General features: G+C 42.9%; 13 protein-coding genes. 7 read left to right on the forward strand and 6 right to left on the reverse strand.

Features of this window, described 5'->3' with window-relative positions; all coding sequences use genetic code 11:
* Positions 1-191: 191 nt before the first annotated feature.
* A complete protein-coding gene (gene rfbC, locus ACYZZR_RS12740) occupies positions 192-764 on the forward strand; it encodes a dTDP-4-dehydrorhamnose 3,5-epimerase (protein ID WP_461534395.1) in 573 nt (190 codons plus the stop codon).
* Entirely contained in the window at positions 757-1,608 is an 852-nt protein-coding gene (gene rfbD, locus ACYZZR_RS12745) for a dTDP-4-dehydrorhamnose reductase (RefSeq protein ID WP_461534396.1), read from the forward strand. Before rfbC ends, rfbD begins: the two co-directional genes overlap by 8 nt.
* 27 nt (positions 1,609-1,635) lie before the next feature.
* Here the strand turns inward: rfbD and ACYZZR_RS12750 are convergent, their stop codons facing one another.
* The gene (locus ACYZZR_RS12750) at positions 1,636-2,247 is read right to left on the reverse strand and encodes a hypothetical protein (protein ID WP_461534397.1); all 612 of its coding nucleotides are present in this window, start codon (positions 2,245-2,247) and stop codon (positions 1,636-1,638) included.
* 2 nt (positions 2,248-2,249) lie between these two features.
* The gene (locus tag ACYZZR_RS12755) at positions 2,250-2,744 is read right to left on the reverse strand and encodes an RNA polymerase sigma factor (RefSeq protein ID WP_461534398.1); all 495 of its coding nucleotides are present in this window, start codon (positions 2,742-2,744) and stop codon (positions 2,250-2,252) included.
* A gap of 223 nt (positions 2,745-2,967) precedes the next feature.
* On the opposite strand from ACYZZR_RS12755, the gene ACYZZR_RS12760 reads away from it, so the two are divergent.
* The 4 genes from ACYZZR_RS12760 (at position 2,968) to ACYZZR_RS12775 (ending at position 8,998) form a co-directional block, all read left to right on the forward strand.
* Positions 2,968-4,281 (forward strand): NAD(P)/FAD-dependent oxidoreductase, encoded by a 1,314-nt coding sequence (locus ACYZZR_RS12760; protein ID WP_461534399.1) that lies wholly within the window; start codon positions 2,968-2,970, stop codon positions 4,279-4,281.
* 73 nt (positions 4,282-4,354) lie between these two features.
* Positions 4,355-4,498, forward strand: a complete 144-nt coding sequence (locus tag ACYZZR_RS12765; RefSeq protein WP_461534400.1) for a hypothetical protein — start codon at positions 4,355-4,357, stop codon at positions 4,496-4,498.
* An 11-nt stretch (positions 4,499-4,509) separates the two neighbouring features.
* Entirely contained in the window at positions 4,510-6,273 is a 1,764-nt protein-coding gene (gene sppA / locus ACYZZR_RS12770) for a signal peptide peptidase SppA (protein ID WP_461534401.1), read from the forward strand.
* A 76-nt stretch (positions 6,274-6,349) separates the two neighbouring features.
* On the forward strand, positions 6,350-8,998 hold the full coding sequence (locus ACYZZR_RS12775; protein ID WP_461534402.1) for an AsmA family protein: 2,649 nt from the start codon (positions 6,350-6,352) through the stop codon (positions 8,996-8,998).
* A 55-nt stretch (positions 8,999-9,053) separates the two neighbouring features.
* Here ACYZZR_RS12775 and ACYZZR_RS12780 read toward each other — a convergent pair whose 3' ends face one another.
* Positions 9,054-9,848, reverse strand: a complete 795-nt coding sequence (locus tag ACYZZR_RS12780; RefSeq protein WP_461534403.1) for a DUF2797 domain-containing protein — start codon at positions 9,846-9,848, stop codon at positions 9,054-9,056.
* 65 nt (positions 9,849-9,913) lie between these two features.
* Between ACYZZR_RS12780 and ACYZZR_RS12785 the strand changes: the two genes are divergently transcribed.
* Positions 9,914-11,437, forward strand: a complete 1,524-nt coding sequence (locus ACYZZR_RS12785; RefSeq protein WP_461534404.1) for a GH3 auxin-responsive promoter family protein — start codon at positions 9,914-9,916, stop codon at positions 11,435-11,437.
* Positions 11,438-11,510: 73 nt separating this feature from the next.
* Here the strand turns inward: ACYZZR_RS12785 and clpX are convergent, their stop codons facing one another.
* From clpX to tig, 3 genes are all read right to left on the reverse strand, one after another.
* A complete protein-coding gene (clpX, locus tag ACYZZR_RS12790; protein WP_461534405.1) occupies positions 11,511-12,743 on the reverse strand; it encodes an ATP-dependent Clp protease ATP-binding subunit ClpX in 1,233 nt (410 codons plus the stop codon).
* Positions 12,744-12,759: 16 nt separating this feature from the next.
* The gene (gene clpP, locus ACYZZR_RS12795) at positions 12,760-13,434 is read right to left on the reverse strand and encodes an ATP-dependent Clp endopeptidase proteolytic subunit ClpP (RefSeq protein ID WP_461534406.1); all 675 of its coding nucleotides are present in this window, start codon (positions 13,432-13,434) and stop codon (positions 12,760-12,762) included.
* A gap of 122 nt (positions 13,435-13,556) precedes the next feature.
* Positions 13,557-14,879: a trigger factor gene (tig, locus tag ACYZZR_RS12800; RefSeq protein WP_461534407.1), complete on the reverse strand. Its 1,323-nt coding sequence runs from the start codon at positions 14,877-14,879 to the stop codon at positions 13,557-13,559.
* Positions 14,880-15,152 lie beyond the last annotated feature (273 nt).

The following is a 15,152-nucleotide window of genomic DNA, read 5'->3' on the forward strand; positions in this document are numbered from 1 at the left end:
AGCATTTCATTGACTGACAAAACCAATCTTCGAGACCTTTTTACCAAAACTAAATTTCAATATGACAAAGAACGAAATAGCCTTAATGGGCAAAATTTATTTAATTTTTAACTCGTCCCAATTTTAATGGGACACTAGTGGAGTCAATTGTCAAATCATCACCTTGTCATTTATAGTAAAGAAGAGTGTTTATGAATTTCATTAGAACGACCATACCCGATGTCATTCTCTGTGAGCCTGTTGTGCACGGAGATCACAGGGGGTATTTTATGGAGAGCTATAGGCGTGATGCTCTCGAAGCGTTTACAGGACAAACCCTCGATTTTTGTCAAGACAACGAGTCGGCATCGTCTTTTGGAGTGCTGCGAGGTCTCCATTACCAACTGCCACCTTATGCGCAAACCAAGTTGGTGCGTGTGGTATCGGGACGGGTACTGGATATAGTGGTCGATATCAGAAAAGGCTCTCCTACATTCGGGCAATGGGTGGGTGTAGAACTCTCTGGGGAGAACAAAAAGCAGCTTTTTATTCCCGGTGGATTTGCTCATGGTTTTGTGGTGCTGAGTGAAAGTGCGGTTTTTGCTTACAAGAGTACCCAATACTACCATCCTGAAAGTGAGAGAGGAATCCGTTTTGACGATCCGGCACTAAATATCGACTGGCAACTACCCCGAGAATCGCTGCAATTGTCGGAAAAAGACTTGGCACAACCATTGTTGGAACAGGCAGATCTCATCGATCTTAAAGCTGATTTTCATGGGTAAGGTATGGGTCACCGGGGCAAATGGGCAAACCGGCAGGGCGCTGGCGACTTGTGTTAAAGGGAGGGAAGCGGATTTTCTATTTAGCACGCGCAAAGAAGTGAACCTCTGTAACGAAAAGGAGATTGTCCGCTTTTTATCTGCTTATCCCGTAGAAGCTATAATCAATACAGCCGCATATACTGCAGTAGACCGCGCCGAAGAAGAAGCTGAAGTCGCCCGTGAAATCAATGCCAAAGCGGCAGGAGTGCTCGCACATCACGCGCGGAAAAGAGATATTAGGCTGTTACACCTCTCTACAGATTATGTATTCGACGGAACTCAAAGTGAACCATACCGAGAATCCGATACTATATGTCCAATCAATGTATACGGGCAGACCAAATGGGAAGGTGAAGCACTGATCTGCCAAGAAGCTCCTCGCAATTCGGCTATTGTACGCACCGCTTGGTTGTATGGGCGTGAAGGGAATAATTTTGTAAAAAAAATAATCCAGCTCGCCGGTCAGCGACAAGAAATTGAGGTGGTTGCCGATCAGTTTGGTAGCCCTACCTATGCGGGTGATCTCGCTGAGGTATTGCTGTATATGCTTCCTAAGCTACACAGCAAAGAGGTGAAAACCTATCACTACACCGACGAAGGTGTGTGTAGTTGGTTTGATTTTGCCACTGCCATAGTGGAGCTATCCGGTTTGTCTTGCCAAGTGAAAGCTGTAACCACAGATCGCTTTCCCACTCCTGCCGGTCGTCCTGCCTATTCTGTATTGAGCAAGGAGGCCATTAAGCAAGACTTCGGTATCACCGTCCCGCATTGGAAAGATAGCTTAAAGCGGTATTTTGCATTGTAGTTTAACGATACCTTCATTTCGCCTAAGCTATACTTCTATTTTTTTCAATTCTTTGTAATTCTTGTGCAGACGTCGTAGCAAAAAGCCGTATAGAAGGAGGTAGAAACCTATGGCTAGGCCTATTATCAACAAGGTGGCCAATATAGTAAGGGCTATGAGTACAAGGTGATCTGTAGGAGCTGATAATTGTTTGTATGCTGTCCACCCTCCACTTTCTTCAATATAGGTTGCTACAGAGGCGTATACCGAAATGACAAACATAATCGACAAATTGAAAATGATGTAGTGCTTTACCGTTTTTCGGGCTCTGATGATGGAATCTATAAGTCCCCTTACCGATGAGGTAGCCGATATTTTCTTGTAGTTTTTATAAAATCGATATACAAAGTAAATGCATATAGGGTAAGAGGCATAGGTGAGTATGTCGATAAAGAGATAGTTCAGGTGCTCTGTTTCGTCGGGGGTGTAAAACAAGAGGGGCAATCCTATCAACATCTCTGCAAAACTGATAATGAATATCCATTTTACATTGGAAGACGACTTTTTTAGAATCATTGCATAGATATCTTCATAAGAGAGTTTTGGCAGTGATGTTTCTCTTTTCTTCCAATCTTTTTTTAACAGCTCAAACTCGTCCATATTTACGGGTTCAGTATGGTTCGCAATTTCGATTTTATCCGGTTCATCTTTACGCGGGCATTGACCTCGGTAATCCCCATCGTCTCAGATATTTCCCTGTAGCTCTTATCTTCCAGAAACAGAAAGATCAGTGCTTTTTCTACGTCGCTAAGTTGTTTTATAGCATCGTACATCAGTTTTAGTTGTTGTTCTTCTTCATCGTTGTATTCGTGATATTTAAGGTTGTTTAATACGTATTCATGGCTATCGCCTCTTACACTCCTTTTCGATTTTCTGTAAAGGGTGATGGCGGTGTTGAGCGCTACCCTGTACATCCAAGTACTAAATTTGGCATCCCCCCTAAAATTTGGGAAGGCTTTCCACAACTGAATGGTTATTTCCTGAAATAAATCACTGTGCTCGTCCTGCCCTGAAGTGTAAATTCGGCACACCTTATGCACAATGTTCTGATGCTTTTCAAGTTGAGAGATAAAGCGTTGTTCCAGGTCTTTGTCCACAGTTTAAAATAGTCTTTAGCTAATGAGTAGCAATATCTGTCTTTTTGTTACAAATAAAAAACGCTTTGGGTTTGTAGTGTAACTAGATTATGGCCGTTACTGAAAAAACAAATTGTAGATAGTCTTTAAACGATATTTAAAAGGTACCTTTGCACTACCTTATATTTTAGGCGATAACCAAGATATAGGGCAAGAAGGAATTTGAATAAAATACTATCTTTCTATGAATATTCCGAAAACCAGTTTTCCCAGAGTTGTCGTTATAGGAGGTGGATTTGCCGGTTTGGAATTGGCAAAACGTCTCGGAAAACAGGATGTACAGGTCGTAATGCTCGACCGTCATAATTATCATACTTTTCAGCCACTTTTGTATCAGGTAACTACGGGAGGACTAGAGCCCGATTCTATAGCGTATCCCATACGAAAGGTGCTTAAAAATTATGCCAATTCTTATTTTCGACTGGCAGAAGTAACACAGATAGTACCGGAAAAAAAGACCGTAAAGACCGATATTGGGGAAATCACATACGATTACCTTGTGATAGCTACCGGTTCTAGAACGAATTATTTTGGCAATGAGGCGGTAAAGAGCAACGGTATGGCGATGAAAACCATTCCGCAGTCGCTCAACCTCAGAAGTCTTATTCTCGAAAATTTCGAGCAAGCGCTGCTCTCCAACGACTTGGACAAGAGAAACGCCTTGATGAACTTTGTAATCGTAGGTGCCGGACCTACCGGAGTAGAACTTGCAGGGGCATTGGCAGAGATAAAGAAAGGCATCCTTCCTAAAGATTATCCCGATCTCGATATACGGCAGATGCAGATCAATTTAGTGCAAGGGAGTGATAGAGTGCTCGATGCTATGAGTTTAAAGGCCTCGAAAAAAGCGGAGATTTTTTTGGAAAAACTCGGAGTGAATATCTGGACCAATGTGATTGTTACCAATTACGATGGCTATACAGTGACTACCAATACCGATCTGTCTTTTGAAACGGAAACACTGATATGGACTGCCGGAGTAGAGGGGGCAACCCTAAAAGGGATTGACGGAAAAGACCTGATCGCCAGAGGTAATAGGGTAAAGGTCAACGAATTTAGTCAGGTAGAGGGTTTTAAGGATGTTTTTGCCATTGGCGATATTGCGCATATGCCTACCGAAAAGTATCCGAATGGGCACCCTATGATGGCTCAACCCGCCATACAGCAAGGAAAATTACTGGGGAGCAACCTGGTAAAATACATACAGGGCAAACCCATGAAACCGTTCCGCTATTTCGACAAGGGTGCTATGGCTACTGTGGGGAGGAATAAGGCGGTGGTCGACTTGCCACATTGGAAGTTTCAGGGAGTCTTTGCTTGGTTTGTGTGGATATTTGTGCATCTGTTTGCCCTTATCGGGTTTAAAAATAAAATGGTGGTCTTTGTCAACTGGCTCTACAACTACATCCGCTTCGACCGCGAAGCCAGACTTATTATACGCCCGTATAAGAAAAAAGAGAGTCAAACCGCAGTAAAAAAAGAAGAGGAGCAATCTTAAAATGCCTCGGTCTAGCGGAGAGATTTTTTATGTTGTAATTCCCTCAATAACGAAAAAGATTATCTTTGTGTTGGTGGCACTGCTGTTTTTCGTGATTTTTTCCGGATGTGTCTTTGGTGAGGAATTGATCAATTCTGATGATACCGAGATACGACGGGTAGAGGGTGACGAACACGTATTTGTCCGATTTGGGCAAACAGCTGCCGTAAACATATAAACGTACAAGTAATGAAATTTTTGAGAAACCTTTTGGCATCTGTATTGGGTTGCCTAATTGCCTTCGGTGTTTTTTTTGTGATGCTTCTCATTTTTGTGTCGCTGGCAGGAAGTCAGGAGCAAGTGATAAATGTACCTGAAACAGCGGTATTGCAACTGGAAATAGACGGTCAGCTTAAAGATTACGGCGGGAAGTTTGACTTTACCGATTTTGGAGTGAATTTTGAGAAGTACGACGGACTCAATCGTATTCTCCAAGCGATAGATGCCGCTGCCGAAGACGATAGGATAAAGGGGATAAGTATACGGAACAATAATTTTCAAGCCGGCATCGCACAGACAGGGGCTCTTAGAGAGGCTTTGGAAGCATTTAAAGCTACGGGAAAATTTGTCTATGCCTACGGCGATGTCTACGCTCAAAAAGATTACTACCTCGCTTCTGTTGCCGACTCGGTGTTTGTGAATCCAGTGGGGGATATCGATTTTAAAGGATTGGCCTCGGAGGTACTTTTTTTTAAAGATCTACAGGAAAAGACCGGAATAAAACTGGAGGTGATTAGACACGGAAAATACAAGAGTGCCGTTGAACCCTTCCTCGACAATAAAATGAGTCCGCAAAACCGAGAACAAGTTTCAGAACTGCTGTTTTCACTATGGAATACTGTGATAGAAGATATTTCTGTAAGCCGCGGTATACCTGCCGAAACACTTAACACTATCGCAAATACGCTCGGTGCTAGAACCCCAGCTATGGCGCTTCAAGAAGGTCTGGTAGACCGTATTGCGTATCTGGACGAATACGAATCGTCGCTCAAAGAAGCTTGTGGACTGGAAGGGGATAAAGAAGTGAAGTATGTGAAGTTGAAGGATTACAGCGAATATACAGCCACTAAGTCGAAGGTTTACGGTAAAGACCGCATTGCAGTAATCTATGCAGAGGGCGAGATTGTATACGGCAAAGGCAATAAGGATGTCGTAGGACAGGGCGTTATACTAGAGTCGCTTCGAAAAGCGCGAAAAGACGATAAGGTAAAGGCCGTAGTATTGCGTATCAACTCTCCGGGGGGTAGCGCCTTGGCTTCGGACATTATATGGAGAGAAGTGGAAGTGACCAAAAAAGAAAAACCCGTAGTGGTTTCTATGGGTAATCTCGCGGCTTCGGGAGGATACTATATCGCCGCCGGTGCAGATAAAATTTACGCTGAGCCCACTACTATTACCGGATCGATAGGGGTGTTTGGAATGCTGCCTAATATAAAAGAACTCGCCGAACGTATGGGGGTTAATGCAGAACATGTGCTCACCAATTCACAGGCATTGGGATACAGTCCTTTTCAACCGTTGTCTGACTCATATCGACAAGTGACTACTGAAAGCATAGAGCATATTTACAAAACCTTTGTAGGTCACGTGGCAAAAGGGCGCGGTATGAAAACAGAAGATGTAGACGCCATAGCTCAGGGTAGAGTGTGGAGCGGTGCCGAAGCTTTGGAAATAGGCTTAGTCGATGAAATAGGAGGCTTGAACGACGCCTTAGCCTATGCGGCCGAAGAGGCAGGAATGGACGAATATGTAACTGTAGATTACCCGGTGTATTCTACCAGCGTTCAGGAGGTGATGGATACTTTTATAGGGGTGTCTGTCACCGGAGGAAAAGAACAGATTATCAAGGAAGAGATAGGGGAGGAAGGCTATCGTGTATTACAAGCCATCAAACAGCTTACACAACAGAAAGGAGTACAGGCTCGGCTTCCTTATGAACTCGTTATTTACTAATTGTATTTGCTAAAAAATATACAAAATATCTGTTGTATGCGTTATGTGTACAGTGGTAATTAATCAAATAAAAAAAATGAAACTTAAAAAGGGAGTTAAAATTCTATTGATCGTTTTAGGAGCGCTGATCTTAGTGCTGGCAGTAGCCCCAATATTGTTTAAAGACAAGATTACGGGACTTGTTAAAGAGAGCATTAACAACAATCTAAACGCGACAGTAGATTTTACAGACCTAAATATAAGCTTGCTCAAGGGCTTCCCCAAGGCGACAGTGGCACTGCACGAAATCAGTGTGATTAATAAAGAACCCTTTGTGGGAGATACCCTTTTTTACGCCGATGAGGTTTCGGTACAGATGGGACTGGGCGAACTCTTTAAGGGGAGTGGAATGGAAGTGAGTAGTTTTGGAGTAGAAGGAGCAAGGGTAAATGTTTTGGTAAACAGCGATGGTGAGGCCAATTACGATATAGCCAAAGAAGACAGTGGAGAAGAAACAGCCGGAGAAGCCGAAGGGGAAAGTGGCGATTTTAGCTTTTCTATAAAGCAATACGAAATCAATGATAGCCGGATTTCTTACCTCGACAAAGAAAGTAAAATGGAATTTGTACTCGATCAGCTAAACCATTCCGGAAGCGGAGACCTATCGCTCACCACTTCAGAGTTGAGTACGACCACCGATGCACTGGTGTCGTTTGTGATGGACAGCACCGCTTATATCAACAAGAACAAGGTGAAGCTGGATGCGGTAATCGGGGTCGATCTCGAAAATAACAAATACAGCTTTCTCGACAATACTTTATTGTTCAATCAGCTGGCATTGGTGTTTGACGGCTATGTGCAACTCAATGAAAACAATCAGGAGGTGGATATTACATTTAATACCCCTTCATCCGATTTTAAAAATTTCCTCGCAGTAATCCCCGAAGCCTATTCCGGAAGTATTGAAAACGTAGAAACTACTGGAAATTTTGAGGTAAAAGGAGAAGTTAAGGGTGTGGTAGACGATGTGCATATTCCCGCTTTTGATATACAAATCAGTTCGGATAAGGCCTCCTTTAAGTATCCCGATCTGCCGAAATCAGTGAGCGATATTCGTCTGCTTACTGAAGTGGTAAATAAGACCGGACTCGTAAAAGATACCTATGTAGATATACAACAGTTGTCTTTCCGTATAGATCAGGATGTGTTCAACGCCAATGCACGACTGGATCAGGTAACGGAGAATATGCATGTCAATGCCCGTATAGACGGAAAACTCAATCTGGCCAATCTGTCTCAAGCTTATCCCTTTCCTATGGAAGAGGAGTTGAGCGGAATATTGGTAGCCGATATTAGCACGGCTTTTGATATGGCATCTATAGAACAGGGGAAATATCAGAACACCAAAAACTCGGGTACACTCGACCTCTCCGGATTTAATTACTCTTCTGCAGAAATGGCCAATCCGGTGAGTATAAGCAAGGCAAATGTGAGCTTTAATCCCGAAACGGTATCGCTGAATACCTTTACGGCCAAAACCGGACAAACCGACCTCAATGCATCGGGTACTATAAACAACCTGATGGGCTTTGTGTTTAACGACGAAAAGATGAAGGGGAACTTCAATTTGTCTTCCGATGTTTTTTCTCTCAACGATTTTATGGTGGCCGATTCAGCTGATGAAAAGGAGGAAGAAACTGAAGAACAACAGGAGAGCGAAACCAACACTACCTCAGAAACAGGTGATGAGAAGATTAAAATTCCCTCTTTCTTAGACTGTACTGTAAATGCCTCGGCCAATACGGTGATTTATGATAATCTCACGCTGAAAAACGTAAAGGGTACACTACTTATTAAAGATGAAACAGCTACCCTTATAGATCTTAAATCCAACCTGTTTAACGGGCAACTGGGACTGGACGGAAGTGTGTCGACCAAAGGAGATACCCCTACTTTTGATATGAAGCTCAAGATGGACGACTTTAATCTTTCCGAATCGTTTAAAGAGCTCGATCTATTGCAGGCATTGACGCCTATAGCTAGTATATTAGAGGGAAAACTCAATACAGATTTGTCTTTTTCAGGAAATCTGAACGACGATTTTACGCCCAATCTGATGACAATATCTGGTGATGCCCTTGCGGAGGTGCTCACCTCGGGTATAGATGCAAAAAATTCTAAACTGGTGAGCGAACTGGTAGGGAAACTCGATTTTCTGGATGTGGACAAACTCAGCCTCAAGGATATTAAAACCCATTTGTCGTTTGACGAGGGTAAGGTGAATGTGAAACCTTTTCATATCAAGTATCAGGATATGGATATAGAGGTAGGTGGAAGCCATGGCTTTGACCAAAATATGGCCTATACCGCGACTTTCAATTTGCCGGCCAAATATTTGGGTAAAGAAGCTGGAAATCTGTTGGCACAGCTCAGTGAAGAAGAACAGGACAATGTCACTGTGCCCGTTACGGCTACCATAGGGGGAAGTGTAAGCAGTCCTACAGTGTCTACCGATTTGAAATCGGCGGTGAGCAACCTTACACAGCAGTTGGTAGCCAAACAGAAGGATAAATTGGTTGATAAGGGCAAGAATGCACTGAGCAATCTGCTAGGTGGAAAAGAAAAAGATTCTACCGCTGTGACAGCAGATACCACAAAAACCGAGAAAAAGGAAGCCGTACAGGAAGCAGCAAAAAATGTGTTGCAAGGACTCTTCGGGAAAAAGAAAAAAGATACGGTCAATTAAATAAAAAAATCCGGAGTGTCGGGCAGTCGATCTCCGGATTTTTTACAGTTTGTAATCAGATGAGGCTTAAATTTACTACATAACCTTCACTCCCTCTAACATTGAACACGGTGCCGTCTTCAAAAATGAGGTACTGTCCTTTTACTCCTTTGAGCTTCCCTTTGTATTCGGGTGTTTTTTCTAAGTTGAGACTTTTTACCTTTTCGGGATATTGCCGTACGGGGTATTGTATGGTGTATACCTTTTTGTTGGTGTCTAAATAATAGGGTTTTACTTCTTCTGGAAGAAAATCGCCCAATCGATCCTTTTCTGAGACAAGATCGGCATCAGTCAGATCGTTGGTCAGCATTTTGCGCCAGTTAGTTTTATCGGTCATATGGGTTTTAAGAGCTACCTCAGTAATCCCGGCGAGGTAGCGATTGGGTACTTCGACTACTGCTATCGCTTGGTGAGCTCCTTGGTCTATCCATCGGGTGGGGATTTGAGTCTTTCTCGTAACCCCAACCTTGACGTCGCTAGAGAGGGCAAGGTATACCACATGTGGTTGTAGTTGTACTTCTTTTTCATATTTCAAGTCCCGGTCTTCCTGGTCTAGATGAGCCTTGCTCAACTCTGGACGCATAATCCAATCTCCGGCGGTAGGAGTTTCGTAAAAACAACTTTTGCAAAAGCCTTGGCGGTAAATAGGCTTGTTTAAATGGCAGTTGAGACATTCGTAAGAAACAAAAGAAATTCCGATTTCCCGATCGAGTAATTGATTGAGGTTGACGAAGTCGTTCCTGAAAACCAGATAGTAGTTTACAGGATAGGTGAATTCGGTTTTCATTTTTATTAGGACACCTTGGTACATGGTAAAGTTTTTTAGTATTTTTATTGCCTGTCAATATAGAAAAGGACTGTAAAAGTACGCAAAAAATGTCGATCCCATTGTTTAACTCCATAGCATCTTGGTGGCTGAAAAAGCGTTTCTACCAGATGGAACTCTTCCTCAAATATCCGGAAGAAGTTCAGGTAGAACTGCTCAACCGGCTTCTCGGTATGGCAAGTGATACCGAATTTGGCAAGCGGTATGGCTTTGAAACCATGACGAACTACGAAGCATTCCGAGACAATATACCTGTGAGTAGGTATGAGGATATGGAACCTTATATAGAACGCTCGCGACGGGGAGAACACAATGTGTTTTGGCCCACCCCTATCAGGTGGTTTGCCAAGAGCAGTGGAACTACCAATGCCAAGAGCAAGTTTATTCCCGTGAGTACCGAATCTCTTGAGGATTGCCATTTTAAGGCAGGCAAAGATATGTTGTCGCTTTATTTTAACAACAACGAAAACTCCAAATTGTTTACCGGGAAGAGTCTCCGGCTTGGGGGTAGTAAATCGTTGTATGAAGACAATAATACCTTTTTTGGCGATCTTTCGGCTATTATCATAGACAACCTTCCGTTTTGGGCCGAAATGAGCAGTACACCGAGTAATAAGGTGTCGTTGATGAGCGAATGGGAAACCAAGCTCGAGGCTATTGTCAATGAAACCATGCGCGAAAATGTGACCAGTCTTGCAGGAGTGCCTTCATGGATGCTGGTGTTGTTGAACAGAGTGCTGGAAAAAACAGGAAAAGAAAACCTCTTTGAGGTGTGGAGCAATCTGGAGGTGTATTTTCACGGAGGGGTGAGTTTTAACCCCTATCGCGATCAGTATGAAAAGTTACTGCCCCGCGACAATTTTCAGTACTACGAAATATACAATGCTTCAGAAGGTTTCTTTGCAATACAAGACCGCAACCATTCAGACGAATTGTTGTTGATGCTCGATTACGGTATCTTTTACGAGTTTATTCCTATGGATACTTTTGGTACGGCCGATGAAAGGGTGCTTCCGATATGGGAAGTGGAAACGGGGAAGAACTACGCTATTGTCATTACTACCAATGCCGGTTTGTGGCGATACCTCATAGGTGATACGGTGCGTTTTACCAGTACTTCTCCCTACCGTATCAAGGTGACTGGCAGAACCAAGCACTTTATCAATGTTTTCGGTGAAGAACTCATCATAGAAAATACAGAAGAAGCCCTGAAACGAGCTTGTAAGGCAGTAGGTTGTGAGGTGGTAGATTATACGGTGGCTCCAATTTTTATGCAAGGTCGGGAGAAGGGCGGTCACGAATGGTTGATAGAATTTCGCAAACATCCGGAATGTTTGGATCGTTTTGCAGAGGAATTGGACGAGGGACTTAAGTCGCTAAATTCGGATTACGAGGCTAAGAGATACAACAATATGACACTGAATATGCCGCGCATCAATGTGGCGCGTAAAGGTTTGTTTTACGACTGGCTCAAAACCTACGACAAGCTCGGCGGACAGCACAAGGTGCCTCGTCTTTCAAACCAGAGGAATTATATGGAAGAGATGCTCGAGATGAACAATCGGACGGCTTAATCGTCTGTTAATTACAAAAACAAAGCCGACTCTTTTGCGAAGCCGGCTTTACTTTTTTTATAAATCTGTATCCTTAAGAAGCTGCTTTTAGCTTACTCACCTTAGCTTTAGTCAGTTTTTCACTGGCGTAGGCGAGATCTACTTTCAGTTTCTTTTCGTCGGAGCTTGGCAGTTCAAACATCGCATCGGTAAGTATGGTTTCGCAAAGAGACCGCAGTCCTCTGGCTCCCAATTTGTATTCTACCGCCTTATCCACGATAAAGTCAAGTGCGCTGTCGGTTACTTTTAGCTCTATATCATCCATGTCAAAGAGCTTGCTGTATTGCTTGATAATGGCGTTTTTTGGTTCTGTAAGAATGGCTCTTAAGGCTTCTGCATCCAAGGGATTCATATAGGTAAGTACAGGTAGTCTACCTATAATTTCGGGGATGAGACCGAATTCTTTCAGATCTTTTGGGATGATGTATTGGAGTAAGTTTTCCTCATCTATCACTTCTCCGTCTTTTGCAGCATTATATCCTACGGCCTGCATATTCAGTCGTTTTGATATAATTTTTTCCATACCGTCAAACGCTCCACCTGCAATAAAGAGAATATTTTCTGTATTCACTTCTATAAACTTCTGGTCCGGGTGTTTGCGCCCGCCCTTCGGGGGTACGTTTACCACGGTTCCTTCCAGGAGTTTTAACAGAGCCTGTTGCACTCCTTCGCCAGAAACGTCACGGGTAATGGAAGGGTTGTCGCTTTTGCGGGCAATCTTGTCGATTTCGTCGATAAAGACGATGCCTCGCTCTGCTTTTTCTAGGTTGTAATCTGCTGCCTGCAACAATCGGGTGAGTATGCTCTCTACATCTTCACCCACATATCCGGCTTCGGTGAGTACGGTAGCATCGACTATAGCCAACGGGACATTCAGCATTTTAGCGATGGTTCTTGCCATCAGGGTTTTTCCCGTACCGGTTTGTCCCACCATCATGATATTGCTCTTCTGAATTTCAATATCATCTTTGGTGTTGGGCTGTAGCAGTCGTTTGTAGTGGTTGTAAACCGCTACAGAAAGTACCTTTTTGGTCACATCTTGTCCGATGACATACTCGTCGAGAAAGGTTTTGATTTCCTGTGGTTTTTTAAGTATGAGCTCGGCCGAGAGTTCTTCCGATTGCGATTGCTTTGTTTCTTCTAGCACAATGCTGTGTGCTTGTTCGATACAGCGGTCACAGATATGGGCGTCCAAACCTGCTATGAGCAAATTAGTCTCAGGTTTTTTTCTTCCACAAAACGAACATTCTAATTCTTCTTTTGCCATTGCAATTTTTTAGGTTCTAACTCCTTGCTAAGATTTCATCAATCATTCCGTAAGCCTTGGCTTCGTCTGCTTTCATCCAGTAATCTCTGTCGCTGTCTTTGTAAACTTTGTCGTATGCTTGTCCCGAATGATTAGCGATAATATTGTACAATTCTTCTTTGAGTTTGAGAATCTCTCTGGCGGTAATTTCGATGTCGCTGGCCTGACCTTGAGCTCCGCCCAAAGGTTGATGTATCATCACTCTAGAATGGGTGAGTCCGCTTCGTTTTCCTTCCTGTCCGGCGCAGAGCAATACAGCGGCCATAGATGCTGCCATTCCTGTACAGATGGTAGCCACATCGGGTTTTATAAACTGCATGGTGTCGTAGATACCCAATCCGGCATATACACTACCGCCTGGAGAGTTGATGTAAATTTCGATGTCTTTAGACGAGTCTACACTAGAGAGGAATAACAACTGTGCCTGGATAATATTTGCGATCTGATCGTCGATAGCTGTTCCGAGAAAGATAATGCGATCCATCATCAAACGCGAAAACACATCCATGGCTACAGCGTTCATCTGCCGCTCTTCAATAATGTTTGGCGTCATACCTACGGGAGTCACCCTGCTTACGAGCTTGTCGTAATACATACTGTTTACCCCGTGGTGTTTTGTGGCGTATTTTTTGAATTCTTTGCTGTAATTCATAAGGTTATTTTTTTAAAGTAAAAGGCGTTAAATACCATACGGTTTAACGCCTTAAATATAGTTATTTTTTTGTCTTTACCCACTCGGTGTTTTGCGAGATACTCTCGGGTAGTTCAAACAAATTACTGGTATGCCTCCTTGATAAAATCTTCGAAAGACACCTCTTTGGTTTTGAGGTTTGCTTTTTCCTTGTATAGATTCAGCAATTTTGTACTCATCAACTGTTCGGAAAGGCGTTTTACTTCGTCGCGGTTGGAGAGTATTCTCGCTGCAATACTATTCAGTTCTTCATCCGACGGATCGGTTTGTCCGAATTGAGCCATTTGCATTTTTATAAAGCCTTTGGCAAAATCCTGAAGTTCGTCGAAAGAAACCTGCAGGTCATTTTCACTGATAATTTTACCTTCGATAAGCTGATATCTCAATCCTTTTTCAGATTTTTCATACTCTTCATTGGCCTGTTCTTCTGTAAGCGGATTTTCTCCGGTTTGGCGAATCCATTTTTTTAGGAATTCGGCAGGGAGGTCAAATTTGGTATTTTCTACCAAGTATTCGGTGATATCGTTTAGAAGTTTCTGATCGGCCTGTTGCTCGTATTGTTTTTCTGCATCTTCTTTGATACGTGCTCTGAGTTCTTCTTCGCTACTTACAGTTCCGTTGGGGAAGAGTTTGTCGAAGAGTTCTTGGTTCAGTTCTGCAGCTTCTCTCTTGTTTACTTCTTCGACAGTAAAGCTCACTTCAATATCCAAATCGTGAACTTCGTCGTGGCTTATGCTTAAAAAGTGCATCAGGTCGTGCTCGTCTTGCACGAGGTTTTTGGTTTTCAATTCGATTACATCGCCTACTTTGGCTCCTGTGAATTTACCGAGATTTCTTTTACCCTTTATTTTGTCGAGCGAAAATGTAGCCTTGCTATTGATGTTTTTTTCCTCGTTGATAAAGGTTCCTGTTACCTCATCGCCTTCTTCTACTTCTTCTTTAGAGATGAGTTTACCATATTGTTTGCGGATCCTGTCTACCTGTTCGTCGAGCATTTTGTCGTCGGCCACGATGTGATAGTGTGTTATCGCCTTACTTCCCTTGATCTTCACCTCAAATTCGGGAGACAGCCCCAGTTCGAATTCAAAGGAAAAATCATCTGCATCCCAGTCAAAATCGTCTTGTGGTTTGGGTAGCGGATTGCCCAAAACGTCGAGCTTTTCTTCGGTCAGATACTTGTCGAGCGCATCTTGCAAAAGTTTGTTTACCTCATCTACCAGTACAGCTTTCCCGTATTGTTTCTTAACCAGTCCCATCGGCACGTGTCCTTTTCTAAACCCGGGTATATTTGCTTGTTTCCGGTAATCGTTAAGAACCGTAGCAACCTTGTCGCTGTAATCGTCCTTGCTGATAGCAACTTTTACTACCGCATTCAACTCGTCAATTTGCTCTCTTGTAATATCCATTTATTTGCTTTAATAAATTAATAGGGCATATAAAAACAGGCTGCAAAATTATAGTTTTTTGCAATTCTAACCAACTTTTTGAAGGTCTGAATTTTAGAGGGGAATTTGTTGTTTATTGTTTGTGGTTTATAGTTTGACCTTGCCTGAATAAGCTTGCCTTTTTTCAGGTTAATAATTAATGATTACTGTTGGTCTTTCTTTTGGGGCGCGCCCCAAAAGAAAAGTTTCAAATTCTTCTGGTTTCATATTTTTTAGTGAACCATGTGGTCGTTG

The sequence above is a fragment of the Sinomicrobium sp. genome (assembly GCA_029266035.1).
GTDB lineage: Bacteria > Bacteroidota > Bacteroidia > Flavobacteriales > Flavobacteriaceae > Sinomicrobium.

Bases quoted from the DNA above. Each gene is read 5' to 3' on its own strand.
- tig (WP_461534407.1), bottom strand. From the start codon at position 14,879: ATGGATATTACAAGAGAGCAAATTGACGAGTTGAATGCGGTAGTAAAA.
- clpX (WP_461534405.1), bottom strand. From the start codon at position 12,743: ATGGCAAAAGAAGAATTAGAATGTTCGTTTTGTGGAAGAAAAAAACCT.
- clpP (WP_461534406.1), bottom strand. From the start codon at position 13,434: ATGAATTACAGCAAAGAATTCAAAAAATACGCCACAAAACACCACGGG.
- rfbD (WP_461534396.1), top strand. From the start codon at position 757: ATGGGTAAGGTATGGGTCACCGGGGCAAATGGGCAAACCGGCAGGGCG.
- ACYZZR_RS12775 (WP_461534402.1), top strand. From the start codon at position 6,350: ATGAAACTTAAAAAGGGAGTTAAAATTCTATTGATCGTTTTAGGAGCG.
- ACYZZR_RS12785 (WP_461534404.1), top strand. From the start codon at position 9,914: ATGTCGATCCCATTGTTTAACTCCATAGCATCTTGGTGGCTGAAAAAG.
- rfbC (WP_461534395.1), top strand. From the start codon at position 192: ATGAATTTCATTAGAACGACCATACCCGATGTCATTCTCTGTGAGCCT.
- ACYZZR_RS12780 (WP_461534403.1), bottom strand. From the start codon at position 9,848: ATGTACCAAGGTGTCCTAATAAAAATGAAAACCGAATTCACCTATCCT.
- ACYZZR_RS12760 (WP_461534399.1), top strand. From the start codon at position 2,968: ATGAATATTCCGAAAACCAGTTTTCCCAGAGTTGTCGTTATAGGAGGT.
- sppA (WP_461534401.1), top strand. From the start codon at position 4,510: ATGAAATTTTTGAGAAACCTTTTGGCATCTGTATTGGGTTGCCTAATT.
- ACYZZR_RS12750 (WP_461534397.1), bottom strand. From the start codon at position 2,247: ATGGACGAGTTTGAGCTGTTAAAAAAAGATTGGAAGAAAAGAGAAACA.